Raw genomic sequence first — 24,675 nt, forward strand, 5'->3', positions numbered from 1 at the left:
AAACAACCCCATGATCCGTAAGGCCATCAGGCTGGCTGCCGCCGGCGCCGTGTTGATGATGCTGCCTGCGCTCGCGCAGGCGCAGAGCTGGCCGAGCAAGCCGATCCGCCTGATCGTCGCCTTCCCCGCGGGAGGCCTGGTCGACACCGTCGCGCGCCAATTGCAGCCCGCTTTGCAGCAGGCGCTCGGGCAGCCCGTCGTCATCGATAACCGCGGCGGCGCCGGCGGCACGATCGGATCGGCCGAGGTCGCGCGCTCCGAGCCGGACGGACACACGCTGCTGATGATCTTCGACAGCTATGCGACCTACCCGCTGGTCTATCCGAAGCTGAGCTTCGACTCGTTGAAGGATCTGAAGCCCGTCACGCAGATCGCCAGCAATCCGCTGGTCCTGGTGGTCAATCCGCGCGTACCGGCCAACGACCTGAAGTCGTTCGTCGAGCTGCTCAAGGCGCAGCCGGAACGGTTCAATTACGCCTCTGTTGGCGTCGGCTCCAGCAACCACCTGACTGCGGAGCTATTTCAGGAGGTCACCGGCTCGACCATAACTCACGTTCCCTATCGAGGCGGCGGCCCTGCTCAGCAGGATCTGGTCGGCGGCCAGGTTCAGATGATGTTCCTGTCGGCCTCGCTGGCCCATCCGCATGTCAAGGCCGGCGCCCTGCGCGCCCTGGCCCAAACCGGAGTGGAACGGGTTTCCGCCTATGCCGACACCCCGACCGTGGCGGAAAGCGGCTATCCGGATTTCACCGTCAACTCCTGGGTCGGCCTGCTCGCGCCGGCCGGCACGCCGCAGCCGATCGTCGAGCGGCTGCACGCGGAAATCCGCAGGATCGTGATGGAACCGGCCCTTTCGGCACGGCTTCAGGAACAGGGCCTCACCGGTGTCGCGAGTACGCCGGACCAGTTCGCCAAGACGCTCAGGGCGGAACAGGACAAGTGGGTGCGCCTCGTGAACCAGCGCAAGTTGAAACTTGAGTGACGAAAGATTTGGAACCGGGACAAGTCGCGCTCAGTCTCCTGCTCCAAGGAATGGGAAGGACGAAAGCTCCGGGGCCGGATCTGATCGGGCTATTCAACCTGCGCGGCGCGTCCTCCGGACTTCCCCATCGTCAAAGAAAGCTGTGGCCGGGCGTGCCGCCTACGGCAAGTAAGGCAGGCCGCCCCCCGGCAAGCTGCGAATCCGACCGCAGCAGCAATCATGTCGACCAGATTTCCCGGCTGGATGTTCGGCGCACGTAATCAACGAGGAAATCATTGAAGACCCGGATCTTCGCCGGTAGCCGCTCTCGGTTCTGATAGGCGATGTTCATGGTCAGCATCGGCAGCTGCCAATCGAGCAGGACGGGAAGCAGACGCCCGGCGTCGATGTCGTCCTGCACGATGTAGAGAGGCTGGATAAGGATGCCTAGGCCGGCGATGGCTGCCTGGCGGATCACCTGGCCGTCATTGCAGTCGAGCGCCGCGCCGATCCGGACGACCCGCTCCGCGTCCCCCTTTGTCAGACGCAGCGAGAACGGGTCGGCGGCGAGGTTGTAGACGAGCATGTCGTGCTGGCTGAGATCGGCCGGCGTCCGGGGCCGGCCGCGCTCTTCCAGATAGCTCGGAGAAGCGGCCAGCACGCGCCGCATCCGCCCGAGACGCCGCACAACAATATTCGTGTCGGGCTCGTGCAGCCGGGTACGGATAGCAACGTCGATGCCGGCCTCGATAAAGTCGAGATAGCGGTTGGCGACGGCGATGTGGACGCTGAGCTTGGGATAGAGCTTGCGGAAGGCCGGCAGCATCGGCGCGAGATAGATCGTCGCGAAGGATAGCGAACTGGTGACGCGCAGTACCCCCTGCGGCGCGAGCGTGTGTGCGTTCACCGCATTCTCTGCCTCCGCGAGATCGTTCAGCAGCGCGCCGCTGCGTTGATAGAATTCCTGCCCGGCTTCGGTCAGCCAGAGGCGACGCGTATTGCGCTCCACGAGCCGGGCAGCGAGCCTTTCCTCCAAGGCCGCCAGATGGCGGCTGGCGGCGGCGTTAGACATGCCGAGCACTTCCGCCGCCCGCGACAGGCTGCGCAGCTCCGCCGTCTTCACGAAAACCTCGATCTGCGCGAGCCGATCCATATTTCCGATTTCCGCAAAAGAGAGTTCCTAAAACTCTGCTTTATTTCCGAATTCTGCAAGTCTTAACTCTTTCCAACAACGACGACCCAAGGTCGAGGAAACGCACATGTCAGGTCCGGTCCGCCACATCGTGATGTGGCGCTTGCGCGGTGACACGCCGCAGGAGCGCATCGCTGCGCGCGCCAAGGTGAAGTCCGCTTTCGAGGGGCTCAGGGGCCTCATCGACGGCCTCACCCATGTCGAGATCGGTGTCGACGTCAGTGGCGTCGACTATGCCTGCGATGTCGTGTTGGTCAGCGAGTTCACCGATCGCGCCGCGCTGGAAGCCTACGCCACCCATCCCGAGCATTTGCGGGTCCGGCAGGAGCTCGCCGATCTGCGGATCGCGCGCTTCCAGGTCGACTATCTCGCCGACGAGGAGGCCATGGCCTTCGCCGGGGGCCCTTCGCACCGTCGCAGCGAAGTCGTCGCCGGCGAGTGAGCCGGAAGCATCCACCCCAATCCCGTTCCCAGAGGAGCGCCCGATGATCGAGACCTTCACCTATGAGGCTCTCCCCTCGCGGGTCCGCTTCGGGCGCGGCACGATCAGGGAGGTCGCCACAGAGGTGGAGCGTCTCGGCGCCAAGCGGGCGCTGGTGCTGACGACGCCACAGCAGGCGGGCGCGGGCGAGCGGCTCGGCGCCCTGCTCGGCCCCGCTCTCGCCGGGTATTTCACCGAGGCGACCATGCACACGCCGGTCGAGGTGACCGAGCGGGCCCTTGTCGCCCTGCGCGAAACCGGGGCCGATTGCGTCGTCGCGCTGGGCGGCGGTTCCACCACCGGGCTCGGCAAGGCGCTGGCGCTGCGCACCGGCGTGCCGCAGGTCGTCATCCCGACCACCTATGCCGGCTCGGAGATGACGCCGATCCTCGGCCAGACGGAAGCCGGCCGGAAGACGACGATCCGCTCGCTCGACGTGCTGCCGGAGACGGTGATCTACGATGTGGACTTGACGGTCAGCCTGCCGCCGATGCTCTCGGCGACGTCCGGCGTCAACGCCATGGCCCATGCAGTCGAGGCGCTCTATGCCCGGGACCGCAATCCGATCATCTCCCTGATGGCGGAGGACGGCATCCGCACGCTGTCCTCGGCCCTGCCGATCCTCGTCCATGAGCCGGCGAACATGGAGGCGCGCTCCAACGCGCTCTACGGCGCCTGGCTCTGCGGCTGCTGCCTCGGTGCGGTCGGGATGGCGCTGCATCACAAGCTCTGCCACACGCTCGGCGGCAGCTTCGACCTGCCCCATGCCGAGACACACACCGTCGTGCTGCCGCACGCCGTCGCCTACAACGCCTCAGCTGCGCCGGAGGCGATGGCGGCCATCTGCCGGGCGCTCGGTGCGCCCGACGCTGCGCAGGGCCTGTTCGACCTGGTGCGCGCGCTTGGCGTGCCGCTGTCGCTGGCCGAACTCGGCATGCCGGAGAGCGGCATCGAGACGGCGGCGGACATCGCCGTCGAGAACCCCTACTGGAATCCGCGCCCGATCACGCGCGACGGCATCCGCGACCTGATCGCCAACGCCTTCGCCGGCGAGCGGCCTCGCGCCGCCGTGAGCGAAGACGAGGCGGCCTGAGCCATGGCGCGCCGCATCCTCCTTTCGGGCGCCACCATCCTCTCGATGGACCCCGCCACGGGCGATCTGCCCCGCGGCGACATCCTCATCGCGGACGGAAAGATCGCCGCCATCGCGCCGCGAATCGAGGCCGGGGATGCCGAACAGGTCGACGCAACCGGGCGGATCGCGGTGCCGGGCTTCGTCAACGCCCATATGCATAGCTGGCAGACGGGCCTGCGCGGGCTCGCGGCCGACTGGACCCTGCTGGAGTATTTCCGCTGGCTCCATGCCGGGCTCGCCACCCTGTTCAAGCCGGAAGACATCGGCATCGCGACCTTGATGGGGGCGCTCGGCCAGATCGATGCCGGCACCGCGACGCTGGTCGACTGGTGCCACAACAACCCCACCCCCGCCCACACGGATGCCGCCGTCGAGGCGCTGGCCGAGAGCGGCATCCGCGCCGCCTTCTTCCACGGCTCGCCCAAGCCCGACCCGAAGCCCGGCGAGCCGCATTTCTCGGAGGTGCCGCATCCGCGCGCCGAGGTGGAGCGGCTGCGGCACGGCCGCTTCGCCAGCGACGACAGTCTGCTGACGCTCGGCCTCGCCATCCTCGGCCCGCATTACGCGACGCTGGACGTCGCCCGCGCCGACTTCCGTCTTGCGCGCGAATTCGGCCTCATCGCCTCGATGCATCAGGGCGGCGGCGCGGCCAAAACGCCGGGCGGATGGGAGAGGCTGATCGCAGAGGGACTGGTCGGGCCCGGCATCAACATCGTGCACGGCAACGACTTGCCCGACGAGCTGTTCGGGCAACTGGTCGATCTCGGCGCCTCCTTCTCCGTGACGCCGGAGAACGAGATGACACAGGGCCACGGTTTCCCGATCACCGGCCGGCTGCTCGCGCGTGGGGCCGCGCCGTCGCTGGGTGTCGATCTCGAATCCGTCCTCGCCGGCGACATGATGGGTGTCGCCCGCATCGCGCTCGGCATGCAACGCGCGCTCGACAATGCCGAAAGCCGCCGGGAGACCGGCGCCATTCCGCCGACGTCGACGATCCGCGTCCGGCAGGCACTCTCCTGGATCACCATCGAAGGTGCGCGAATGCTGGGCCTTGACCATCGCATCGGCTCGCTCGCGCCCGGAAAACAGGCCGACATCACGCTGATCGACACGCGCGCGCTGCATCTGCAGCCGGTGCACGACCCCGCCGCCACCGTCATCATGCAGGCCGGGCGCGGCGATATCGAAGCCGTGATTATCGCGGGACGTTTTGCGAAGCGGGACGGTAGGCTCCTGGCCGGGGGGCTGGACGAGAAACTCGCCCGCCTCGCCGCTTCCGGTATGCGGATCGTCGAGGAGCTTCGCCGCGGGCAGCGGGCGGCTTGAGGGTAACGGAATGACGGACAAGCAAACCATCGGCTGGATCGGGCTGGGCAAGATGGGGCTGCCCATCGCGACCCGCCTCGCGGCGGCCGGGCACGACATTGCCGGCTTCGACCGCGACCAGCAGCGCATCGCCGAAGCCTCGGAAGGCGGGGTCAAGCCCGCCGCCACGCTTTCGGATGCGGCCGGGCGCGATATCGTCTTCACTTCACTGCCGGACGACAAGGTGCTCGCCGCCGTCGCGCTCTCGGGCGGGCTCTTCGATGCCATGCGCAAGGGCGCGACCCTGGTCGAGACCTCGACGGTCAGCCCCACCATCTCGGCCGAGGTCGCGCGGGCGGCCGCGCAGCGCGGCGTCGCCTATCTGCGCGCTCCCGTCTCCGGCAATGCTGCCATCGCGCATACCGGCAACCTGACCTGCTTCGTCTCGGGGCCGCGCACGGCTTTCGACGCCTTCCTGCCGATCGCGCAGGACTTCACCCGCGCCCAGAAATATCTCGGCGAGGCCGAGGAGGCGCGCTTCGCCAAGCTCGCCGTCAACCTGATGATCGCGGTTTCCGCCGCGATGATGGGCGAGAGCATCGTGCTCGCCCGCAAGGGCAACCTCGCCTGGCAGGACATCCTGGACGTGCTGACCAACAGCGCCGTCGGCTCGCCCATGGTTCACTACAAGGCCAAGAGCCTGGAGACGCGCGACTTTGCCTCGACCTTCTCCTGCCGGCAGATGGCCAAGGATCTCGACCTGATCATCGGCGCCGGCCACGCCGCCGAGATGGCGATGCCGCTGGCGACGCTGACGCGTGAAACCTACGGAGCCCTGATCGGGCGCGGCGACGGCGAGGCCGATTTCATCTCGACCGTGCGCCTCGCCGAATGGCTCGCCGGTCTCGGCGAGCCCGAACTCGACAGGAACGAAGGGAGGCTCGGATGAGGAACTTCGACCAGAACAGCATCACCCAGGCGGTGCTCGAGCGCGTCGCCGCCGCTCCCGACCTGCGCATCAAGCAAATCAGCGAGGCGCTGGTCCGCCATCTGCACGACTTCATCCGCGAGGTCCGCCCGACGCAGGAGGAATGGGCGAAGGGCATCGCCTTCCTGACCGATACCGGCCAGATGTGCACGGGAACGCGGCAGGAATTCATCCTGCTCTCCGACACGCTCGGCGTCTCGATGCTGGTCGATGCGATCAATCACGACCATCAGGGCGCCGTCACCGAAAGCACAGTGCTCGGCCCCTTCTATGTCGAGGGCCCGCCGGAGGCCGCCCTGGGCACCGACATCTCTGGCAACCTGCCGGGCGAGCCGATGTATGTCTCGGGCTCCGTCGCGGCGGCCGACGGCAGCCCGCTCGCCGGCGCGATCGTCGATGTCTGGCATTCCGACGAGGACGGCTATTACGACGTGCAGCATTCGGACGAGGCGGCCGACCTCGTCGCCCGGGCGCGCTTCCGCACCGACGCGCAGGGCCGCTTCCACTTCTGGTCGATCAAGCCGGCGGCCTATCCGATCCCGCATGACGGGCCGGTCGGGAAGATGCTGGAGGCGCAAGGGCGTCATCCCTGGCGTCCGGCGCATGTCCACTTCATGATCGAGGCGCCCGGTCACGAAAAGCTCGTCACCCATGTCTTCGTCGCCGGTGACCAGTATCTCGATTCAGACGCCGTCTTCGGCGTGAAGGATTCGCTCATTCGCGACTTCACGGAGCAGCCGGCCGGCACCGCCCCTGACGGCCGGGCGCTCGATCGGCCATGGCGCCACTTGGCCTACGACTTCCAGCTCAACCCGGCATCGGAGGCTGCGCACCGCGCGGCCTGAACGCGCCGACCATCGACCGCAATCGAGAGAGCCCGGCCAGCGGGCCATCGCGGAGGGAGAAACCATGTTGACCAGACCGTCCCCCGACGGGAGAGCCGTGGAAGCGGCGCTGGCGCGGCTGAGCGAGACACTCGGGCCCCGCGTCACCCGCGCCGCCGGAATCCTCGCCGATCACGGCCGCAGCGAGGCCTACCACCCGCCCTGCCCGCCCGACCTCGTCGCCTTCCCGGAAACCACCGAGGAGGTGCGCGACATCGTCATGCTGTGCCGCGAGCTGAGGCTGCCGGTCGTGCCCTTCGGCGCCGGCACCTCGCTCGAAGGCAATGCCGGGGCCCCGCTGGGTGGCGTCTCAATCGACATGTCCCGCATGGACAAGGTGCTGGCGACGAGCCCCGAGGACATGGATGTGCGCGTCCAGCCCGGCATCACCCGCAAGCAGCTCAACGCGCAATTGCGCGACACCGGCCTGTTCTTCCCGATCGACCCTGGCGCCGACGCCTCGATCGGCGGCATGGCCTCGACGCGGGCCTCCGGCACGATGGCGGTGCGCTACGGCACGATGAAGGACAATGTGCTCGGGCTCGAAGCCGTGCTTGCCGATGGCCGCGTCATCCGCACGGCGCGCCGCGCCCGCAAATCCGCCGCCGGCTACGACCTGACCCGCCTGCTCGTCGGCGCGGAAGGCACGCTCGGGGTCATCACCGAGGTGACGCTGAAGCTGCACCCGCAGCCGGAAGCGATCTCCTCCGCCGTCTGCGCCTTTCCCGATCTCAAGGCCGCGGTCGACACGGCGATCGCCGTCATCCAGTCGGGCGTTCCGGTGGCGCGGATCGAGCTGCTCGATGCGGTGATGATGCGCGGCATGAACCTGCACGCAAAACTCGGCCTGCCGGAAGTGCCGCACCTCTTCTTCGAATTCCACGGTTCGAAAAGCTACGTCGCCGAGCAGGCCGAGACCGCGCAGGCGCTGGCCGGCGATTTCGGCGGACAGGGCTTTGCCTGGGCGACCTCGCCGGAGGAGCGCAGCCGCCTCTGGCAGGCCCGCGACAACACGCTCTATGCCGGGCTTGCCCTGCGGCCGGGCACGCGCGCGCTCGTCACCGATGTCTGCGTGCCGATCTCGCGGCTCGCCGAATGCCTCGTCACCACCGCCGCCGACATCGCGGAGAGCGACCTCGTCGCGCCGGTCGTCGGTCATGTCGGCGACGGCAATTTCCACCTTCTCGTCCTGCACGACCCCGACAGCGCCGAGGACCTCGCGCGGGTGAAGGCCTTCAACGAGCGCCTCGTCAGGCGGGCGATCGCGCTGGACGGCACCTGCACCGGCGAGCACGGCATCGGCCTCGGCAAGATGGATTTCCTCGAGCTGGAACTGGGCGAGGCCGTCGATGCGATGCGCCTCGTGAAGCAGGCGCTCGACCCGCTCGGGATCATGAACCCCGGCAAGATCTTCCGCTCCTCGCCGTCGATGGGAGGCGCAGCATGAACACGATGACCGCAGCCAAGCCCCGCTTCGAGGCGGAGCCCCCGCCGCCCCGCCCGGCCGAGGGCAAGCCGCTCCTCGAGCTCAAGGGCATCGCCAAGTCCTTTCCGGGGGTAAAGGCGCTCGACGACGTCTCCTTCGCCGTCTGGCCCGGCGAGGTGCACATGCTGCTCGGCGAGAACGGCGCCGGAAAATCATCCCTGATGAAGGTGCTGTGCGGCGCCTATCAGGCCGATGCCGGCGAGTACTTCCACAAGGGCGAGCAGGTCGAGATCCGCTCGCCCGCGGATGCCCGCAAGCTCGGCATCGCCGTGATCTTCCAGGAGTTCTCGCTCGTCCCCTATCTCGACGTGGCGCAGAACATCTTCCTCGGCCGCGAATTTCCCTCGCGCATTCCCGGCCTCGTCGACCGCCGGCGCCTTTATCGCGAGGCGCAGGCCGTGCTCGACCTGATCGGCCTCGACGTCGATCCGAGGACCAAGATCCACACGCTCGGCGTCGCCCAGCAGCAGATGGTCGAGATCGGTAAGGCCCTGTCGCAGAACGCGCGCATTCTCGTCATGGACGAGCCGACCGCTGCGCTCTCCGACCGCGAGACGGAACGCCTCTTCGAGGTGATGCGCCAGCTCCAGGCCAAGGGCGTCGCCATCGTCTACATCTCGCACCGCATGGCGGAGGTGTTCGCGCTCGGCGACCGCATCACCGTGCTGCGCGACGGCAAGCTCGTCGGCCGGGCGCAGCCGGGCGAGACCACGCCGGACGAGCTCGTGCGCATGATGGTCGGCCGCAATGTCGACATGAGCTATCCGCGCAATTTCGCCGAGAAGCCGGGTGAGATAGCGCTTGAGGTCAAGGGCCTCTCGGCGAAGAACGGCATCCGCGACATCGACCTGACCGTGCGAGCCGGCGAGATCGTCGGTCTGTGCGGCCTCGTCGGCTCCGGCCGGAGCGAGGTCGCGCGCGCCATCTTCGGCGCCGACGAGATCACGGCCGGCGAGGTGCGCATCTTCGGCCAGGCCAAGCGCGGTGGCCCGGACGTTTCCGCCTTCGCCGGCGTCGGGCTCATCCCGGAAAGCCGCAAGACGGAAGGACTCGCGCTGATCCGTACGGTCAGCGACAACCTCGCCCTCGCCGGCCTGCCGAAGCTGTTCCCGAACAAGCTGTTCTCGCCCGCCCAGGCGCGGCGCTCGGCCGAGGAGCTGATCAAGCGGCTGCGGATCGCGACGCCCTCGCCGAACCAGAGCGTTGCGCTGCTCTCCGGTGGCAACCAGCAGAAGGTGGTGATCGGCAAATGGCTCGCGGCCGGCACGCGGCTGTTCATCTTCGACGAGCCGACGCGGGGCATCGATGTCGGCGCCAAGTCCGAGATCTTCGCGCTGATCGACCAGCTCGTCGCGGATGGCGCGGCGGTGCTGATGATCTCCTCCGAGCAGGCCGAGATCGTCCATGTCTGCGACCGGGCCTACGTCATGCGCGGCAAGCGCATCGTCGGCGAGCTCTCCCGCTCCGAACTCTCCGAAGAGAACATCGTCAGAATGGGGATGCACGATGAGTGATCAGGCCGTCTCCTCTCCCGCGCCGCGCATCCCGGCCGTTCCGGGTGTCGCGGTCGCGCTCGCCGGGCTAGCGCTGCTCTTCGCTGTGGCGAGCCCCGGCTTCCTCAGCGCCGGCAACCTCTCCAACGTGCTGGTGCAGTCGGTCATCCTGCTGCTGCTCGCCCTGCCGATGACCCTGATCATCATGACCGAGGGGCTCGACCTCTCGATGGGCGCGGTGCTGACGCTGGCCTCGCTCGTGCTCGCGCTGATCGTGGTCTCGACACAGTCGCTGGTGCTGGCGCTCCTGGGCGCGCTCGCCGTCGGGCTGGTCTTTGGGCTCGTCAACGGCTGGCTGATCGCCGGGCTGTCGATTCCGCCCTTCGTTGCCACGCTCGGCACGCTTGGCGCGGCGCAGGGGCTCGCGCTCGTCGTCAGCGACGGCCAGAGCGTCGTCGGCATCCCGCGCTTCGTGCGGCTGATCTATTCCGGCGACACCTTCGGCATCCCGACGCCGATCCTGATCGGCGCGGGCTTCTACGCCCTCTTCCACATCCTGCTCTACCACACCCGCTTCGGCACCTATGTCTGCGCGCTCGGCGGCAATCGCGATGCGCTGACGCTGGCCGGCGTGGCCTGGAAGCGGATGCTCGTCGCGGTCTACATGCTCGGGGGCGCGATGGCCGGGGTCGCGGCCCTGCTGATGACCGCGCGCATCAATGCCGGCCACCCGACCGCGGCGATCGGCATGGAGTTCGACGCCATCGCGGCGGTCGCGCTCGGCGGCACCTCCTTCGACAAGGGCAATGGCTGGCTCTTCGGCACCTTGCTCGGCGTGCTCACGGTCGGCGTGCTGCGCAATGGCCTCAACCTGATGGCCGTGCCCTCCTCCGTGCAGGTCGCCTGCATCGGCGCCCTCGTCATCGCCGCCCTCCTCATCGACAGCCTGCGGAGCCCCCGGTCATGAGCCTCGCCAGCGACGCCGCCGCCCGCCCCTCCGGCTTCCATGTCTCGCGCGAGGTGCAGCAGCTGGCCTACCGGCTGCTCGCGGTCGCGCTGCTATGCGCGGCGTTGAGCTTCGCGACGGAAGCCTTCTTCACCGCCAACAACATCCTCAACGTGCTCAGGCAGGCGAGCCTGCTGTTCTTCCTGGCCTCCGGGCTGACGCTGGTGATCCTGACCGGCGGCCTCGATCTCTCGGTCGGTGCCAATATCGGCCTCTCCGCCTGCTTCGCCGCGACCGTGATCAAGGCGACCGGCTCGCCCGCGCTCGGCACGCTGGCGGGGCTCGCCACCGGGCTCGCCATCGGCATCTGCAACGGGCTGATGGTGGCGAAGCTGCGCATCCCGTCCTTCATCGCCACCTACGGCATGCTCTGGGTGCTGCACGGCATCACCTATTACTACATGGCCGGCGAGACCATTCACGGCTTCCCGCCCGGCTTCCGGCAGATCGGCTCCGGCTATTTCCTCGGCGTGCCGATCCCCGTCTATCTGATGCTGGTCTTCCTGCTGGCGGGCACGATCTTCGCCCAGCGCACGATCTGGGGGCAGCAGATCTACGCCATCGGCGCCAACCCGGTCGCAGCGCGCCTTACCGGCATCCCGGTCGATCGCCGCCTGATCCTGGTCTACGCCTTCTCCGGCGCCATGGCGGGCGTCGCCTCGATCGTCTTCCTCGCCCGGCTGAACTCGGCCGAGGGCGATATCGGCGAGGCGATGACGCTGCCGGCGATCGCGGCGGCCCTGATCGGCGGCGCCTCGCTGTTCGGCGGCGTCGGCAGCGTGTTCGGCACCTTCATCGGCGCGCTCATCCTGACGCTGGTGCTGAATGGCATGAACCTGCTCGCCGTCAACGCCAACTGGCAGCCGCTGGTCACCGGGCTGATCGTCATCCTCGCCGTCTGGCTCGACATGGTCGGCCGGCGGCGCACCTGAACCAACCAACAGAAACCAAAGGGAGGGAACCCATGTCCAAGTCGAAGCTTCTGGCCGCCACGCTGCCCGCCATCCTGATCTCGACCGCGGCGCTCGCCGCCGGCGAGACCATCGCGGTCTTCACCAAGAACCAGACCAACCCCTATTTCCAGACCGTGCGGATCGGCGCCGAGGTCGCGGCCAAGTCGCTCGGCGCCAAGGTGGTGCACTATATCCCGACCAAGCCGGACTCGATCCCCGAGCAGCTCAGCCAGGTCGAGGACGTGATCGTCAAGAAGCCCAGCGCCATCGTCTTCGTGCCCGTCGACTACAAGGCGATGGTGCCCGGCGTGGAGCAGATCAACGACGCCAAGATCCCGATCGTCAACGTCACCGACCGCAGCGCCGGCGGCAAGTTCCTCGCCTTCGTCGGCGCCGATGACTACAGCCTCGGCCTGGAGACGGCGCGCTTCCTGCTGAAGTCGATCGGCGGCAAGGGCAATGTCGTCATCCTCGAAGGCGTCAAGGGCTCGCTGACCAATATCGACCGGGTGCGCGGCTTCAACGACGCGATCAAGGAAGCCAAGGAGGTCAAGCTCCTCGCCAGCCAGCCGGCCAACTACCAGCGCCTGCAGGGCCTGCAGGTGATGGAGAACCTGATGCAGTCCCACCCGCAGATCGACGGCGTGCTCGCCGCCAATGACGCGATGGCGATCGGCGCGATCGAGGCGCTCGACGGCGCCAACCGCAAGGCCAAGGTCGTCGGCATCAACGGCACGCAGGAGGCCGTGGACGCGATCAAATCCGGCAAGCTGCTGGCCTCGGGCGACTATAACGGCTTCCTGCAAGGCTGCATCGGCACCATGGTCGCGATCCGGTCCTTGCGGAATGAGCCGACCGTGACCGAGGTGGTGCTGAAGCCGACCGTGGTGAACGCCTCGAACTACCAGCCCTACGATTCGCCGCTGGAATCGCGCAGCTGCCCGAGCTGGAGCGAAGCGGCGGCGATGGCCAGCAAGTAGAACTGAACCTCGACAAGGACGGCCGGCGCATCACCCGGCCGCCCATGCGCCCATAGGAGCCTTCCCACATGCTGTTCGCGATCCACGCCCTCGACAAGCCCGGCGCGCTCGACGCCCGCCTCACCAACTATGACGCGCACAAGGCATTCCTCGCCGACACCTCGGGGCTGAACGTCAAGATCATAATGTCCGGCCCGCTGGTCGGCGACGACGGCACGACCATGATCGGCAGCCTCTTCGTGGTCGAGGCGGCGGACCGCGCAACAGTGGAACGCTTCAATGCTGCGGACCCCTTCCATGCCGCCGGCATATGGGATCGCGTCTCGATCACTGGATTCGTTCGGCGCCAGGGCTGACCCAGCCTCTCGCAGCCATCTTGAGGGCACGGAGGCATCGCAGCCTGGATGGCCGATCTGCACCGCCGCCGAATGAACCGGAAGCGCGATCATATGGTGCCGAGGCTCCGGGCGACCTAACAATGGCTCAGGCCGGCTCCATGCCAACGGCCATTCTGTCAGGAGGAGACCACGATGCTGGACTGGACGGGTTATCGCGCGGAGTTGAAGACCCGCGTCGGCGATTTTGGCAAGGCGGCGCCGGAGGCGCTCAAAGGCTACGCCGCGCTCAGCGCCGGAACCGCGAAGACACAGCATCTCGACGCCCGCACGCGGGAACTGATTTCGCTCGCCGTGGCCGTGACGACCCGTTGCGATGGCTGTATCACCAGCCATGTCGAAGCCGCGATCAAGGCCGGGGTGAGCCGGGAGGAGATCTCCGAAGCTCTCGGAGTTGCCATCGCGATGAATGCGGGCGCGGCTCTCGTCTATTCGGCACGGACACTCGATTGCTTCGAACAAACGACGGCCCGCAACTCTGCCGCGGCGGAGTGAACAAACCGGTGCCGGTGGCTCCCGCATAGCGGGCGCCACCGGGCTGTGAGCGTGGGCGATGCCTGGGTCTATTCAACTTCAAGCAAGGGCGAGCGGCCGCCGTACAAGCTTCGCGAACCTTTGCGGTACTAACGACGGGTCGTCCGTTTAGCCGCGAGACGAGCCTCCGAAAAATGTGGAGGCGTCCGGCATGTTGAGTTCCGCATCCTGCCTCACTGCGTTGCAGTCAAATCGGCGCGTGCTCTAGGTCCGAGCCTTGGCCAGACGAATTGCGGATGACGTGAATGGACTCAGTTTCTCTTGCCGTTTTTGTCGAAGCCGTTTCGGCCGGAAGCCTCGCAGGGGCAGCTCGGCGCCTGGGTCTGGGTTCGCTGGCCGCAGGGCGCAGCCTTGCATCGCTCGAAAAGCGCCTCGGCGTCAGGCTGCTCCAGCGCAACACCCGATCGCTGTCGCCGACCGCCGCCGGCATCGCCTTCCTGCCGCACGCTCAGGCCATGCTCGAAGCGGAAGCGGCGGCTCTGGCGAGCGTTGCGGGAAATGCGGACGCCAGCGGGCTCCTGCGCGTAACGGCCTCGGCCGCCTTCGGGCGAAAGGTTGTCGTGCCCTTCATCGCCTCGTTCATGGACCAGTACCCGAAGATAAAGGTCGATCTCCTGGTTACGGACCGCCTGGTCGACCTTGTCGGAGAGGGCTACGACCTTGCGATCAGAATCGCGCAGCTGCGCAGCAGCGATCTCATCGCCCGGCGCCTGTTCGACAGCATACGAGTGTTGGTCGCCGCACCCAGCTATCTGAAGCGGGCTGGGTCCCCGCAGGAGCTGCGCGATCTCGTGGATCACGAATGCCTGGCCCTCGCGGGGCAGAACCATTGGTCGTTCAGCCAGGGCGGCAGGCAGGTTTCGCAGCATGTCTCCGGGCGGTTCACCGCCAATTCCATCGAGATCCTGCATCGGGCCTGCACCGAGGGCCTCGGCATCGCGCTCCTCTCTGAATGGGATGTCCATAGCGAGATCTCCGACGGCTCGCTGGTCAACCTGACATTGAAGGATGCCTTCGCCGAGACGCTGTCGATTTCCGCCGTCTATCCCAGCCGCCGGCTTGTGCCGGCGAAAGTCAAACTGTTCGTCGAGCAAATGCGAGCCCGGCTGGACAAGGCCCCCTGGCCGCTGAACTGACTCGGATGCATCGACACAGCGACATTCCAGGATCGGTCCGCTTGGCTCGATCCCGGAATGCCGATGGGCTCGCATCGTGGCGGAGAAGGCTCCTTTCAGGCTCCGCCCCAGCGAGGGGCTCAGTTCGATCGTCGCTCGATCAATGTCTGAAGCCTGCGCCCCGGCCGGTGCGGAAAACCTGCAGAGCCATTGCGAGAAGCCCGATCACAAGGCTCAGAGCGACGACTCCGGTCCACCCTCCGGCCTGCCAGGCGGCCGTGCCGGCAGCGGATCCGGCCGCTCCTCCGAGAAACATGGCCCCCATCAGGATCGTGTTCAGGCGTGCCCGCGCCTCGGGGCGCAGAGCAAAAACAAGATGCTGGTTCGAGACGAGTGCGGACTGCATGGCGAAGTCCAGCAGGATGACGCCGACGACGAGCCCGGCCAGGGACGTCCACAGCCCAAACACGAGCCATGAGGCCACGACGAGCGCAGCTCCCAGCGCGACCACGGGTGCCGCACCTCGCGAATCCGCGAAACGACCCGCCAAGGGCGCAGCGAAAATGCCGACAGCGCCGACAATTCCGAACAGCCCCGCAATATCAGCGCCCAGGCCGAAGGCAGGCTCCTGAAGGCGAAAAGCCAGAACGGTCCAGAAAACCGTGAAGGCGGCGAAGATCAGCGCCTGCGTCGTCGCAGCCTTCCGAAGCTGGGGAAACTCCCGCCAAAGATCGGCAATGGACCCGAGAAGCCGCCCATAGCCGAGTTGGGAGTCGGGTTCGCTGCGCGGCAGCGCCAGCATCACGGCACCGGCCGCCAGGAGAGCCATGGGAACGCCGAGCCAGAACATCTCGCGCCAGCCGCCATGAGTCGCGACGAAACCCGCCAAGGTTCGGCTGAGCAGGATGCCCGTCAGGATCCCCGCCAGGACCGTGCCCACTGTCGCACCGCGCCGCGCAGGCGGCGCCAGGTGCGCAGCGAGCGGAACGATCTGTTGGGCGACGGTCGCCGAAAGGCCCACAGCAACCGAGGCGAGGACGAGCATTGATGCGCTCGGCGCCATCGCCGCCAGGATCAGGGACAGGGCGAGCAGCCCGAACTGGAGAACGATAAGCCGCTTGCGTTCGACAATGTCGCCAAGAGGCACGAGCAGGAACAAGCCGGCCGCATAGCCCAGCTGGGTCGCTGTCGGGACGAGCGCGGTCAATGGACCGGGAATCTCCGCCTCGATCAGCCCGAGCATCGGCTGATTGTAGTAGATGTTCGCGACTGCGATGCCGGCTGCGCCGGCCATCGCGAAGGTCGTGAGGAGCGGAAGGCCTCTCGTTTGAGTCTCCGCGGTGACGCTAGACATGGTCGATCTCTTTCGTTCCGATATGACCTGGACTTGGTAAGTCGGAACTTAGTCGATCATCGCGATTTGATTTATTGCACTATTTTGATGCTCCGGAGCATCTGATATTGATGCAATCCGAACGCTTGGGAGCGAGCGTTCGCAAGGCCTCATCTGGCCGGGCTAGCGGAGGGCATCCGGTTTGATGGCGGATCGCAGGCGTCAAAGCGTGTCGCCCTGAGCCAGAAACAATCGACACTTAAGGATCAACGACCGCTTGCGAGTCCGCCCCCGATGGTTGGCTGGCATCTCGTCGAAGGCATTCTGGCTTCAGAACCAGAAAGCACCTCAAAAGGCGTTCATCCAATCCTCGCCTCAAGCCGATCGCGAATTGCGACAAGAGCTTGCCGGACTTTTTCACGCTGTTCTTCGGACTCACCGACAGCGTCGGCAATCGCGATATTGATGGGCGGAATCTTTTCGAGGAGCTTTCTGCCTGCGACAGTGAGCTCCACATTGACGATACGCTCGTCCGTCGCGGCCCGTACGCGGGTGATCAACCCTGCATTCTCCAAGCGCTTGAGCATTGGAGTCAGTGTGCTCGATTCAAGCTTAAGCCGCTCCCCGATAGCGCCGACTGGCTGCGCGCCTCCATCCGCAAGCACGACGAGACATAGATATTGGGGGTAAGTCAGCCCCAGCTCGTCGAGCAAAGGACGATACACGCGGTTGAACATATGGGCCGTCGAGTAGACCGCGAAGCAGATATGTTGGTCCAGAGATAGCATGTCCCGCCCAGCCGCCGGCCGTCTGATTCATTTCCTTCAGGCTAGCGCATTCTCATCAAATTGGAACTTGACGGCCAAATTATGTCGCGAGATAAATAATCGCGTCGAAACAAACATATCGTTCCAACCTAGGGCGCAGGATGGCCTTCTCCGTGTGCGCCTCTGCGTCAGGACCGATGGGCGATGGGAACAGCCATGGAGCGCCGCCTGAGGCATGAAGGCGCGGTTGAAGGATCGGGACGCCGGGAACGGTCATGGTGACGGTCATGGACGCATCGTTGTCGACCAAGCATCCGAGCTTCTACGGCCAGAGCGCTGTGGATCACTTTGGCATGGCAGGACGAGCCATCGCCTCCTTCGAACTCGAAGGTCAGCCCGCGCTTGTCGCAACTCACCTGCACTGTCGCCGGCAGACCAGGGAACGAACACGCCCGGTTTCCTCGGATGCGGCCTATTCAGTCCTCTATCAGCTCAGCGATCTCCAAAGCCGCTCGCGTTGGCTCGACGGGCGCCTCGATGCGTCCAGCCCGGTCGGGGCCGGAGAAGTGGAGGTGGTAGATCTACGCGATCGGCCACAATGGCAGTTCAGCGGCGATTTTCATGCGCTTCAGTTTTACATCTCTCTCGCGGGGCTTTCATCATTTGCGAAGCAATGCAGCGCGCGAACAATTACCTCGTTGAGTTGGGAGAGCGGTGTTCCCGATGACGTTCTTTCGGGATTGTCGAACGCTCTCATCCAAGCCGCCGCGACGCCGAGCTCAAATCAACTCCTGATCGATCAACTCGCGATCACGATCCTCACGCATTTCGCGGAAACCTATGGCGGCCTGCAGTCGCTTGGAAAAGAGCACGCGACAGGGCTAGCTCCTTGGCAGTTGAGGCGGGCGACGGAGATCATGGCCGCGCGGCTTGCCTCAAATCTCAAGATTTCGCAGATCGCCAGCGAATGCCGGCTCACGCCAAGCCATTTTGCCAGGGCTTTCCGGCACAGCATGGGCGTCGCACCCCAGCGCTATCTCACGCAACTGCGCATCGAGGAGGCAAGAAAACTCCTGCCGAAAGGAGATTTGTCGCTTTCCGATATCGCCCTCGTTTGCGGCTTTGGCGATCAGAGCCACTTTACGCACGTCTTCAAAAAAATGACGGGGGAAAGCCCGGGCGCATGGAGGCGACTGCGGGCCTCACAGCGCCCCGAGGAGACAGCATCGCGGCCGAAGATTGCCTGCGGCTCTTGAATCTTTACAGGCTTGCAAGGCAGGCCTCGATCGGTGATGCACGATCCACTTAATATTTAAGACGACCGGTCATATTGATTGCCTATGCCAAGACCCAATGCTCGCCAAAAGATCATCGACGCCGGCCTGAAGATCCTGATCGAGAAGGGCTTCAATGGCTCGGGTGTCCAGGACATCACCACCGCGGCCGGCGTGCCGAAGGGGTCGTTCTACAATCATTTCGACAGCAAGGAGGCGCTCGGCGCCGAAGTCGTCGACATCTATGGTCGCGACAATCCGCGTCGCGCTATCCTCGCCGATACATCCCCCCCCCCGCTGCAACGGCTGCGGGCTCACTTTGAGCGATTGAACGCGGTTTTTACCGACGCAGACTTCGGGCGCGGCTGCCTTCTGGGGAATTTCAGCGCCGAGCTCTTCGGCCAGAGCGAACTGATCCGCGAACGTTTGGCCAACCTCTATCTCAACTGGTCGAGCGACATTCGCGACCGTGATCGCCGAAGCTCAGGCCAGTGGCTCGATCTCCACCACAACACCTGCGTTGGATCTCGCCGCGTTTCTGCTCGATGCCTATGAGGGCGCTTTGCTGCGGGCGCGGGCCGAGAAGAGCGGGCAGGCCTTCGATCGCTTCATGACGGTCGCCTTCACTCAAATCCTCACCTGAGTCGATCCGAGCCGAGCACGAGAGCAACCAAGCCTAAAAAATTTGACCTGCTTGTATCGCTTTCGCGCCATCCGACAACGTGTTGTTCCTGCTCGACTTCATACTTGACGAAGACTAATGTAAATTACAAGATACATTTGTTTAATGACTGTTTCGCTAAGCGAGTGCCGACCTCCCATGTCTCATGCCGTCTTCCTCCACGCCGCCGGCGATGCACGGGTCGCGCCGTTCAACCTGCGCGAGGGAATGGTGGGCGAAACCCTGCTCGACGTCGCGGCCGTCGGGCTCTGCGGCAGTGACCTGCACTACTACAAGGACGGCGGCATCGGCTCGGCCGTGATCTCGACGCCGTTCGTTCCGGGTCACGAGTTCAGCGGCTGGTTGACGGAAGACCTGCCGGAGCTCGGCCTGACGCGCGGCGCGCTTGTTGCCGTCGATCCCAACCAGGCCTGCGGGCATTGCGAGCATTGCCAGAGTGGTCATCCCAATCTGTGTCCCGAAGTCGTCTTTATCGGTGCGCCGCCGCATGACGGGGCGATGACGGAGCGGATTTGGGTGCCGAAGTCCCAAATCGTGCCAGTGCCCGAAACCTTCTCGCCAAGCGACGCCGTGATGCTCGAGCCGCTCGGCGTCGCAATCCACGCGGTGGATCTGGCCAAGCCGCGGCTGCTCGAGCGCGTTGCGCTAATCGGCTGCGGGCCGATCGGCCTGTTGATCCTGCAGGTGCTGCGCACGGCGGGCGCCGGGGAGATCCTCGTCTGCGATCCGCAGCCCCATCGCCGTGGGCTCGCGCTCAGGCTGGGAGCGAGCAAGGCCGGGGCGAGCGTTGCCGATATCCGAGAATGGACAAAGGATGAGGGCCTGCCGCTGGTGATCGAGGCCACCAACGCTCCCGAGGGGTTCCGGGATGCCATCCGTGCCGCCCGCATAGGCGGCCGCGTCGTGCTGGTCGGCATCCCCGACGGCGACAGCTATGTTATCCCAGCCGCGGAGGCCCGCAGGCGTGGCCTGAACATCAAGTTCTCGCGCCGGATGGGCCATGTCTATCCGCGCGCGATCGAGCTCGTGGCGCTGGGCAAGGTCAATGTCGAGGCCGTGGTCAGCCATCGTTTCGCCCTCTCCGAAGGCCCGACCGCCTTCCGCCGCCACGCCGCCAACGAGGCGGGCATGGTGAAGAGCATGATCTATCCCAGCGGCTTCCCCGATGAACGCCGCTGAACGCGTGCCGCCGGCCCTAATGTGACCTATATCGGCATCGATCTCGGAACCTCGTCGCTCAAGGCCGTTCTGGTCGACGATGGCCAGCGCGTGCTCGCCGCCGCGACGCGGGATCTTTCAGTCGATCGCCCCTCGCCGCTCTGGTCGGAGCAGGACCCGGCGGACTGGATCGCGGCCGCTTTGGCGGCTGGCCCGCCTGGCCTGCCTGGGCGAGGACCCGCCCGCGATCTGCGTGCCGCCATCCGGCGATGTCGAGATCTTCGCCCCGGATCCCGGGAGGGCGGCAACCTATGCCGACCACTACGCCCACTGGAGACGCGTTGCTGAGGCCGCTCGCACGCTGCGATGAAGCGGGGTCGGATTTGACAGAGACGCGGGCAAATGCTCTTCATGTGAGCATTAGACCCAAACTTCTGCTGCCCGATGCCCTCGCAACGACCACCCTTCGACCTCGTCATTCTCGATTGCGACGGCGTACTCGTCGACAGCGAGGTCATCAGCTGCCAGACCCTGGTCGAAATTCTCTCGCCTTTCGATCCGAGCTATGATCTGCAGGCCGTCATGCGCCGCTATCTTGGACGACCGTCCGGCGCTGTCATCGAGGATTACGAGCGAATGACTGGTCGCCCGGCTTCGGCTGATTTCACGCAGGACTGGCGGGCGCGGCTGTTCACCTCCTTCCGGAGAGAGCTTCAGGCGGTCGTCGGCGTCCGCAGCGCGATCGAGACCTTCGGCAGCGACTACTGTGTAGCCTCATCCAGCGACGAGGAGCGCATCGAGATCTGCCTCCGGAAGGCAGCGCTCTGGGACCTTTTCGAGGGCAGGATCTTCAGCACCTCGCGCGTGCGGCATGGCAAGCCGGCGCCCGATCTGTTCCTGCTGGCAGCGAGCGAGCGCGGCGCGACGCCGGAACGCTGCCTGGTTATCGAAGACAGCGTCAGCGGCGTCATGGCGGCGAAAGCGGCGGGAATGACGGCCTACGGCCTGGCTGCCGGCAGCCATTTCGCCGTTCTCGACCAGCGACAGGCGCTTCTTGCCGCCGGGGCGGACAAGCTGTTCGAATCCTGGCAGGAACTGGCGCCGACGCCGGTGGCCGACTGAGAATCCGATGGCCGACAACGACAGCACCCGCCTCGACGACGCCGCCCGGGCCGGCTGGCTCTACTACATCGCCGGCCGCACGCAGGACGACATCGCGCAGATCCTGAACATCTCACGCCCGGCGGCGCAGCGCCTCGTTTCGCTCTGCCGCAGCGAGGGGCTGATCAGCTTCCGGATGAATCACCCGATCAGCAGCTGCATGGAGCTCGCCGCAAGGCTGCGCGACCGCTTCGAGCTGCTGCACTGCGAGGTCGCGCCCTCCGACGGCTCGGCCGAAACCGCCGCGGCCGGCGTTGCGGCGCTCGGCGGCGTGCTGATCGAGCGCTGGCTGCGCTCGCGCAAATCACTGGTCATGGCGCTCGGCACCGGCCGCTCGATGCGCGCGAGCATCGAGCGCGTTCCTGCGATGTCCTGCCCGTTGCACCGGCTGGTTTCGCTGGTCGGCACCATTTCGCCCGACGGCTCCGCCAGCCCGTTCGACACGCTGGTCAAGCTCGCCGAGATCACCAAGGCCCAGCATTTTCCGATGCCGCTGCCGCTTTACGTCTCGAGCCCCGAGGAGCGTGCACAGCTGATCGAGATCGAATCCGTACGTCGCATCCACGCCATCGCCAGCGAGGCCGACCTCTGGCTGATGGGCATCAGCCAGATCGACGACGACGCCGTGCTCTATCGCGACGGCTTCATGACGCGCAGCGAGCTGCTCGAGATGGTGCGCAACGGCGCCGTGGGCGAAGTGACCGGCTGGGTCTTCGACGCCGAGGGCAAGCTGCTGAACTGCGGCACGAATCTGCGCGTGACGAGCGTGCCGCCGGAGCCGCACGGCGACCGCCTGCGGATCTGCATCGGACAGGGAGCGGCCAAGGTCGCCGCTCTGCGCGCCGCGCTCGCCGGCAAGATCGTCAACGGCCTCGTCACCGACGAGGAAACGGCGCGCGCCCTGCTGGCGGCCTGACGCCCCTCCCCCAAGCCAACAATCTCCCGGATTTTCCGGCCGCGGCGCGGCCAGCGCCCGCTCGTTGTCATCCGCATGTCATCGACGGTTGACATAGGAAGCGGGTGTGCGAGCATATGCTTCAATCAAGAGCATATGCTCACATAACTTAATGAGGGAGGTTTGGAATGCGATCTTTCCTTGGAGCGCTCGCCGGGGTCGGCGCGCTGGCTCTGGCAGGCATGTCCTCGGCCGGGGCCGCGACCGAAATCGAGTTCTGGCACGCGATGAGCGGCGCACTCGGCGAGCGGGTCGACGAGCTGGTCAAGAAGTTCAACGACTCGCAGAAGGACTACGTGGTCAAGGCGGTCGGCAAGGGCAGCTATGACGAGGTGCTGAACGGCACGATTGCGGCCTACCGCGCCAAGCGCCAGCCCGAGATCGTGCAGTCGAACGAGCGCTCCTTCCTGACGATGGTCAATTCCGGCGCCATCGTTTCGACGAGCGACCTGATGGCGCAGCAGAGCCATCCGATCGACGTCTCGAAGTTCATCGCCCCGGTGGTCAGCTACTACGCGATCGACGGCAAGCTGCAGGCGATGCCGTTCAACTCATCGACGCCGATCCTGTTCTATAACCGCGACCATTTCAAAGCGGCGGGGTTCGACAAGCCCGGCGCGACATGGCAGCAACTCGAGCCCCAGCTGGAGGCGATCAAGGCCAAAGGCGTGTCGAAATGCGCGATGGTGCTGCCCGGCGACTATGAGTGGAGCTTCCTCGAGAACTACAGCGCGGTGAACGACATCCCGTATGCGACGAAGCGCAACGGCATGGACGGCCTCGACACCAGCTTCGTCTTCAACAAGGGCAAGCTCGTCGGCCAGGTCGAGCGAATGAAGCGGCTGGTCGGCCCCGGCGTGATGCAGCTCGCCGGCCAGGGCATCATCCCGATCCAGCTCTTCACGTCGGGCGAGTGCTCGACGATCATCGCCTCCACCGCCTCGCACGCTGCGGTCGTCGCCGCCGCGAAGTTCGACTGGAGCGCCGCCGAGCTTCCCTATGAGCAGGGCGTGACCCCGAAGAACAGCGTCATCGGCGGCGCCGCGCTCTGGACTCTGAAGGGGCATACGCCGGAGAAGTACAAGGCGATCGCCGCCTTCTACGATTTCCTCGCGAAGACCGATACGCAGGTCTGGTGGCATCAGGCGACGGGCTATGTCCCGGTCACAACCGCGGCCTACGAAGCGGCCAAGGCGCAGGGCTACTATCAGAAGAACCCGACGCGCGAGATCGCGGTGCTCCAGCTAATGCGCGGCACACCCAGCGACAATTCGCTCGGTTTCCGCATCGGCAACAGCAACCAGATCAACGTTGCGATCATGGAGGAGGTCTCGGCCGCCTTCCTCGACAAGAAGCCGGTGCAACAGGCTCTCGATGACGCGGTCGCCCGCGGCAACGAGGCGCTGCGCCGCTACGAGCAGCTCAATGCCGGCAAGAAGTAGTACGGCGGCCCTTCCCACGATGGCTGGCGGCGGCTTGCGCCTCCGCTGGCCGTTCCGGCGCCTGCTCGTCAAGGGCGCCGGCGATGCCCAAGCCGAGAGCGGGCTGAAGCGCGCGCATTTCCGGGAATGGCGCTTGCCGTTCTGGCTGCTGGCGCCGCAGCTCTTCATCCTGTTGCTGTTCTTCTTCATTCCCTCGATCCGGGCGTTGATCCAGGCCTTCCAGCTGACCGACCCGTTCGGCGCTACCACCCAATGGGTCGGATTCCAGAATTTCGAGCGGCTGTTCCGCAGCGGCGTCTACTGGTCCTCGGCGCAGGTGACGCTGATCTTCACCATCGCGCAGAACGTGCTGACGCTGTCGTTCGCTCTGCTGCTCGCCTTCGCCTCGAACCACACCCTGCGCGGCCGCGGCGCCTACCGCACCGTGCTGCTGCTGCCCTACGCCATCGCCCCGGCGATCGCCGGCATCATGCTCGCCTTCCTGTTCAATCCCCGGGTCGGCCCCGTCGCGCACACGCTGCAAGGGCTCGGCTTCGACTGGGATCCGAACCGCAACTCCTGGCACGCCCTCGCCCTGATCGTGATGGCAGCCTCGTGGAAGCACATCTGCTACAACTACATCTTCCTGGTGGCCGCGCTGATGTCCGTGCCCCAGTCGATCCTCGAATCGGCCTATCTCGACGGCGCGGGACCGATCCAGCGCTTCCTGCGCATCTCGCTGCCGATGATCACGCCGACGCTGTTCTTCCTGATCGTGATCAATTTCGTCTACGGGCTATTCGAGACCTTCGCCATCGTCGACGCCACGACCCGGGGCGGCCCGGCCGGCGCCACCTCCATCCTGGTCTACAAGGTCTATCAGGACGGCTTCGTCACGCTGGACCTCGGCTCCTCCGCCGCGCAATCCGTCGTGCTGATGGTGCTCGCTCTGCTCCTGACCTTCGCGCAGTTCCGCTTCGTGGAGCGCCGCGTGAACTACAGCGTCTAGGCCGGCG

General features: G+C 65.9%; 25 protein-coding genes and 1 pseudogene. 23 read left to right on the top strand and 3 right to left on the bottom strand.

Going from position 1 to position 24,675, the window contains the following annotated elements:
• Nucleotides 1-10: 10 nt before the first annotated feature.
• Nucleotides 11-982 (top strand): Bug family tripartite tricarboxylate transporter substrate binding protein, encoded by a 972-nt coding sequence (locus FQV39_RS05440; protein ID WP_149129363.1) that lies wholly within the window; start codon nucleotides 11-13, stop codon nucleotides 980-982.
• 217 nt (nucleotides 983-1,199) lie between these two features.
• On the opposite strand, the gene FQV39_RS05445 is transcribed toward FQV39_RS05440, so the two are convergent.
• Nucleotides 1,200-2,114, bottom strand: coding sequence for a LysR family transcriptional regulator (locus FQV39_RS05445; protein ID WP_149129364.1), 915 nt, complete (start codon nucleotides 2,112-2,114; stop codon nucleotides 1,200-1,202).
• A 106-nt stretch (nucleotides 2,115-2,220) separates the two neighbouring features.
• On the opposite strand from FQV39_RS05445, the gene FQV39_RS05450 reads away from it, so the two are divergent.
• From FQV39_RS05450 to FQV39_RS05510, 13 genes are all read left to right on the top strand, one after another.
• Nucleotides 2,221-2,595 carry a Dabb family protein gene (locus FQV39_RS05450; RefSeq protein WP_149129365.1) on the top strand — a complete coding sequence of 125 codons (375 nt, stop codon included), beginning with the start codon at nucleotides 2,221-2,223 and terminating at the stop codon, nucleotides 2,593-2,595.
• A 43-nt stretch (nucleotides 2,596-2,638) separates the two neighbouring features.
• Nucleotides 2,639-3,727 carry a maleylacetate reductase gene (locus FQV39_RS05455; RefSeq protein ID WP_149129366.1) on the top strand — a complete coding sequence of 363 codons (1,089 nt, stop codon included), beginning with the start codon at nucleotides 2,639-2,641 and terminating at the stop codon, nucleotides 3,725-3,727.
• A 3-nt stretch (nucleotides 3,728-3,730) separates the two neighbouring features.
• Nucleotides 3,731-5,095 carry an amidohydrolase family protein gene (locus tag FQV39_RS05460; RefSeq protein WP_149129367.1) on the top strand — a complete coding sequence of 455 codons (1,365 nt, stop codon included), beginning with the start codon at nucleotides 3,731-3,733 and terminating at the stop codon, nucleotides 5,093-5,095.
• Nucleotides 5,096-5,105: 10 nt separating this feature from the next.
• Nucleotides 5,106-6,023, top strand: a complete 918-nt coding sequence (locus FQV39_RS05465; RefSeq protein WP_149129368.1) for an NAD(P)-dependent oxidoreductase — start codon at nucleotides 5,106-5,108, stop codon at nucleotides 6,021-6,023.
• Nucleotides 6,020-6,907 (top strand): intradiol ring-cleavage dioxygenase, encoded by an 888-nt coding sequence (locus FQV39_RS05470; protein WP_149129369.1) that lies wholly within the window; start codon nucleotides 6,020-6,022, stop codon nucleotides 6,905-6,907. Before FQV39_RS05465 ends, FQV39_RS05470 begins: the two co-directional genes overlap by 4 nt.
• Before the next feature lie 64 nt (nucleotides 6,908-6,971).
• A complete protein-coding gene (locus FQV39_RS05475) occupies nucleotides 6,972-8,393 on the top strand; it encodes an FAD-linked oxidase C-terminal domain-containing protein (protein ID WP_149129370.1) in 1,422 nt (473 codons plus the stop codon).
• Nucleotides 8,390-9,946 (top strand): sugar ABC transporter ATP-binding protein, encoded by a 1,557-nt coding sequence (locus FQV39_RS05480; protein WP_248313261.1) that lies wholly within the window; start codon nucleotides 8,390-8,392, stop codon nucleotides 9,944-9,946. The genes FQV39_RS05475 and FQV39_RS05480 overlap by 4 nt, the downstream gene beginning before the upstream one ends.
• A complete protein-coding gene (locus FQV39_RS05485) occupies nucleotides 9,939-10,892 on the top strand; it encodes an ABC transporter permease (protein ID WP_149129371.1) in 954 nt (317 codons plus the stop codon). The genes FQV39_RS05480 and FQV39_RS05485 overlap by 8 nt, the downstream gene beginning before the upstream one ends.
• Nucleotides 10,889-11,863, top strand: coding sequence for an ABC transporter permease (locus FQV39_RS05490; protein WP_149129372.1), 975 nt, complete (start codon nucleotides 10,889-10,891; stop codon nucleotides 11,861-11,863). The genes FQV39_RS05485 and FQV39_RS05490 overlap by 4 nt, the downstream gene beginning before the upstream one ends.
• A gap of 32 nt (nucleotides 11,864-11,895) precedes the next feature.
• Nucleotides 11,896-12,864 carry a sugar ABC transporter substrate-binding protein gene (locus FQV39_RS05495; protein WP_149129373.1) on the top strand — a complete coding sequence of 323 codons (969 nt, stop codon included), beginning with the start codon at nucleotides 11,896-11,898 and terminating at the stop codon, nucleotides 12,862-12,864.
• Between the two features lie 68 nt (nucleotides 12,865-12,932).
• Nucleotides 12,933-13,220: a YciI family protein gene (locus tag FQV39_RS05500; RefSeq protein WP_149129374.1), complete on the top strand. Its 288-nt coding sequence runs from the start codon at nucleotides 12,933-12,935 to the stop codon at nucleotides 13,218-13,220.
• Between the two features lie 174 nt (nucleotides 13,221-13,394).
• Nucleotides 13,395-13,754: a carboxymuconolactone decarboxylase family protein gene (locus FQV39_RS05505; protein WP_149129375.1), complete on the top strand. Its 360-nt coding sequence runs from the start codon at nucleotides 13,395-13,397 to the stop codon at nucleotides 13,752-13,754.
• A gap of 284 nt (nucleotides 13,755-14,038) precedes the next feature.
• Nucleotides 14,039-14,929 (top strand): LysR family transcriptional regulator, encoded by an 891-nt coding sequence (locus tag FQV39_RS05510; protein WP_149129376.1) that lies wholly within the window; start codon nucleotides 14,039-14,041, stop codon nucleotides 14,927-14,929.
• Nucleotides 14,930-15,068: 139 nt separating this feature from the next.
• Here FQV39_RS05510 and FQV39_RS05515 read toward each other — a convergent pair whose 3' ends face one another.
• Together FQV39_RS05515 and FQV39_RS05520 are read right to left on the bottom strand one after the other, a co-directional pair.
• On the bottom strand, nucleotides 15,069-16,262 hold the full coding sequence (locus FQV39_RS05515; RefSeq protein ID WP_210251170.1) for an MFS transporter: 1,194 nt from the start codon (nucleotides 16,260-16,262) through the stop codon (nucleotides 15,069-15,071).
• Nucleotides 16,263-16,600: 338 nt separating this feature from the next.
• On the bottom strand, nucleotides 16,601-17,029 hold the full coding sequence (locus FQV39_RS05520; RefSeq protein ID WP_149129377.1) for a MarR family winged helix-turn-helix transcriptional regulator: 429 nt from the start codon (nucleotides 17,027-17,029) through the stop codon (nucleotides 16,601-16,603).
• 254 nt (nucleotides 17,030-17,283) lie between these two features.
• On the opposite strand from FQV39_RS05520, the gene FQV39_RS05525 reads away from it, so the two are divergent.
• The 9 genes and pseudogenes from FQV39_RS05525 to FQV39_RS05560 all read left to right on the top strand — a co-directional run bounded on the left by FQV39_RS05525 (nucleotide 17,284) and on the right by FQV39_RS05560 (nucleotide 24,668).
• The gene (locus FQV39_RS05525; protein ID WP_149129378.1) at nucleotides 17,284-18,264 is read left to right on the top strand and encodes a helix-turn-helix domain-containing protein; all 981 of its coding nucleotides are present in this window, start codon (nucleotides 17,284-17,286) and stop codon (nucleotides 18,262-18,264) included.
• 84 nt (nucleotides 18,265-18,348) lie between these two features.
• Nucleotides 18,349-18,837: a TetR/AcrR family transcriptional regulator gene (locus tag FQV39_RS05530; protein ID WP_210251171.1), complete on the top strand. Its 489-nt coding sequence runs from the start codon at nucleotides 18,349-18,351 to the stop codon at nucleotides 18,835-18,837.
• Nucleotides 18,782-18,925 carry a hypothetical protein gene (locus FQV39_RS34085; RefSeq protein ID WP_282570346.1) on the top strand — a complete coding sequence of 48 codons (144 nt, stop codon included), beginning with the start codon at nucleotides 18,782-18,784 and terminating at the stop codon, nucleotides 18,923-18,925. The genes FQV39_RS05530 and FQV39_RS34085 overlap by 56 nt, the downstream gene beginning before the upstream one ends.
• A gap of 177 nt (nucleotides 18,926-19,102) precedes the next feature.
• Nucleotides 19,103-20,143, top strand: a complete 1,041-nt coding sequence (locus FQV39_RS05535; RefSeq protein ID WP_149129379.1) for a zinc-dependent alcohol dehydrogenase — start codon at nucleotides 19,103-19,105, stop codon at nucleotides 20,141-20,143.
• Nucleotides 20,144-20,164: 21 nt separating this feature from the next.
• Nucleotides 20,165-20,323 (top strand): annotated as a pseudogene (locus tag FQV39_RS33615) (FGGY family carbohydrate kinase); the annotation flags it as partial.
• A 243-nt stretch (nucleotides 20,324-20,566) separates the two neighbouring features.
• Nucleotides 20,567-21,244 (top strand): HAD family hydrolase, encoded by a 678-nt coding sequence (locus FQV39_RS05545; RefSeq protein ID WP_149129380.1) that lies wholly within the window; start codon nucleotides 20,567-20,569, stop codon nucleotides 21,242-21,244.
• Between the two features lie 7 nt (nucleotides 21,245-21,251).
• Entirely contained in the window at nucleotides 21,252-22,199 is a 948-nt protein-coding gene (locus FQV39_RS05550; protein WP_149129381.1) for a sugar-binding transcriptional regulator, read from the top strand.
• Between the two features lie 167 nt (nucleotides 22,200-22,366).
• Nucleotides 22,367-23,680: an extracellular solute-binding protein gene (locus FQV39_RS05555; RefSeq protein WP_149129382.1), complete on the top strand. Its 1,314-nt coding sequence runs from the start codon at nucleotides 22,367-22,369 to the stop codon at nucleotides 23,678-23,680.
• Nucleotides 23,681-23,699: 19 nt separating this feature from the next.
• Entirely contained in the window at nucleotides 23,700-24,668 is a 969-nt protein-coding gene (locus FQV39_RS05560; RefSeq protein ID WP_149133680.1) for an ABC transporter permease subunit, read from the top strand.
• The last annotated feature ends 7 nt before the right edge of the window (nucleotides 24,669-24,675 follow it).

The organism is Bosea sp. F3-2 (assembly GCF_008253865.1).
Classification (GTDB): domain Bacteria; phylum Pseudomonadota; class Alphaproteobacteria; order Rhizobiales; family Beijerinckiaceae; genus Allobosea.

Bases quoted from the DNA above. Each gene is read 5' to 3' on its own strand.
- FQV39_RS05515 (WP_210251170.1), bottom strand. From the start codon at position 16,262: ATGTCTAGCGTCACCGCGGAGACTCAAACGAGAGGCCTTCCGCTCCTC.
- FQV39_RS05555 (WP_149129382.1), top strand. From the start codon at position 22,367: ATGCGATCTTTCCTTGGAGCGCTCGCCGGGGTCGGCGCGCTGGCTCTG.
- FQV39_RS05440 (WP_149129363.1), top strand. From the start codon at position 11: ATGATCCGTAAGGCCATCAGGCTGGCTGCCGCCGGCGCCGTGTTGATG.
- FQV39_RS05520 (WP_149129377.1), bottom strand. From the start codon at position 17,029: ATGCTATCTCTGGACCAACATATCTGCTTCGCGGTCTACTCGACGGCC.
- FQV39_RS05545 (WP_149129380.1), top strand. From the start codon at position 20,567: ATGCCCTCGCAACGACCACCCTTCGACCTCGTCATTCTCGATTGCGAC.
- FQV39_RS05550 (WP_149129381.1), top strand. From the start codon at position 21,252: ATGGCCGACAACGACAGCACCCGCCTCGACGACGCCGCCCGGGCCGGC.
- FQV39_RS05485 (WP_149129371.1), top strand. From the start codon at position 9,939: ATGAGTGATCAGGCCGTCTCCTCTCCCGCGCCGCGCATCCCGGCCGTT.
- FQV39_RS05510 (WP_149129376.1), top strand. From the start codon at position 14,039: ATGGACTCAGTTTCTCTTGCCGTTTTTGTCGAAGCCGTTTCGGCCGGA.
- FQV39_RS05465 (WP_149129368.1), top strand. From the start codon at position 5,106: ATGACGGACAAGCAAACCATCGGCTGGATCGGGCTGGGCAAGATGGGG.
- FQV39_RS05530 (WP_210251171.1), top strand. From the start codon at position 18,349: ATGCCAAGACCCAATGCTCGCCAAAAGATCATCGACGCCGGCCTGAAG.
- FQV39_RS05445 (WP_149129364.1), bottom strand. From the start codon at position 2,114: ATGGATCGGCTCGCGCAGATCGAGGTTTTCGTGAAGACGGCGGAGCTG.
- FQV39_RS05480 (WP_248313261.1), top strand. From the start codon at position 8,390: ATGAACACGATGACCGCAGCCAAGCCCCGCTTCGAGGCGGAGCCCCCG.
- FQV39_RS05460 (WP_149129367.1), top strand. From the start codon at position 3,731: ATGGCGCGCCGCATCCTCCTTTCGGGCGCCACCATCCTCTCGATGGAC.
- FQV39_RS05505 (WP_149129375.1), top strand. From the start codon at position 13,395: ATGCTGGACTGGACGGGTTATCGCGCGGAGTTGAAGACCCGCGTCGGC.
- FQV39_RS05455 (WP_149129366.1), top strand. From the start codon at position 2,639: ATGATCGAGACCTTCACCTATGAGGCTCTCCCCTCGCGGGTCCGCTTC.
- FQV39_RS05500 (WP_149129374.1), top strand. From the start codon at position 12,933: ATGCTGTTCGCGATCCACGCCCTCGACAAGCCCGGCGCGCTCGACGCC.
- FQV39_RS05475 (WP_149129370.1), top strand. From the start codon at position 6,972: ATGTTGACCAGACCGTCCCCCGACGGGAGAGCCGTGGAAGCGGCGCTG.
- FQV39_RS05490 (WP_149129372.1), top strand. From the start codon at position 10,889: ATGAGCCTCGCCAGCGACGCCGCCGCCCGCCCCTCCGGCTTCCATGTC.
- FQV39_RS05450 (WP_149129365.1), top strand. From the start codon at position 2,221: ATGTCAGGTCCGGTCCGCCACATCGTGATGTGGCGCTTGCGCGGTGAC.
- FQV39_RS05560 (WP_149133680.1), top strand. From the start codon at position 23,700: ATGGCTGGCGGCGGCTTGCGCCTCCGCTGGCCGTTCCGGCGCCTGCTC.
- FQV39_RS05470 (WP_149129369.1), top strand. From the start codon at position 6,020: ATGAGGAACTTCGACCAGAACAGCATCACCCAGGCGGTGCTCGAGCGC.
- FQV39_RS05495 (WP_149129373.1), top strand. From the start codon at position 11,896: ATGTCCAAGTCGAAGCTTCTGGCCGCCACGCTGCCCGCCATCCTGATC.
- FQV39_RS05535 (WP_149129379.1), top strand. From the start codon at position 19,103: ATGTCTCATGCCGTCTTCCTCCACGCCGCCGGCGATGCACGGGTCGCG.
- FQV39_RS05525 (WP_149129378.1), top strand. From the start codon at position 17,284: ATGGTGACGGTCATGGACGCATCGTTGTCGACCAAGCATCCGAGCTTC.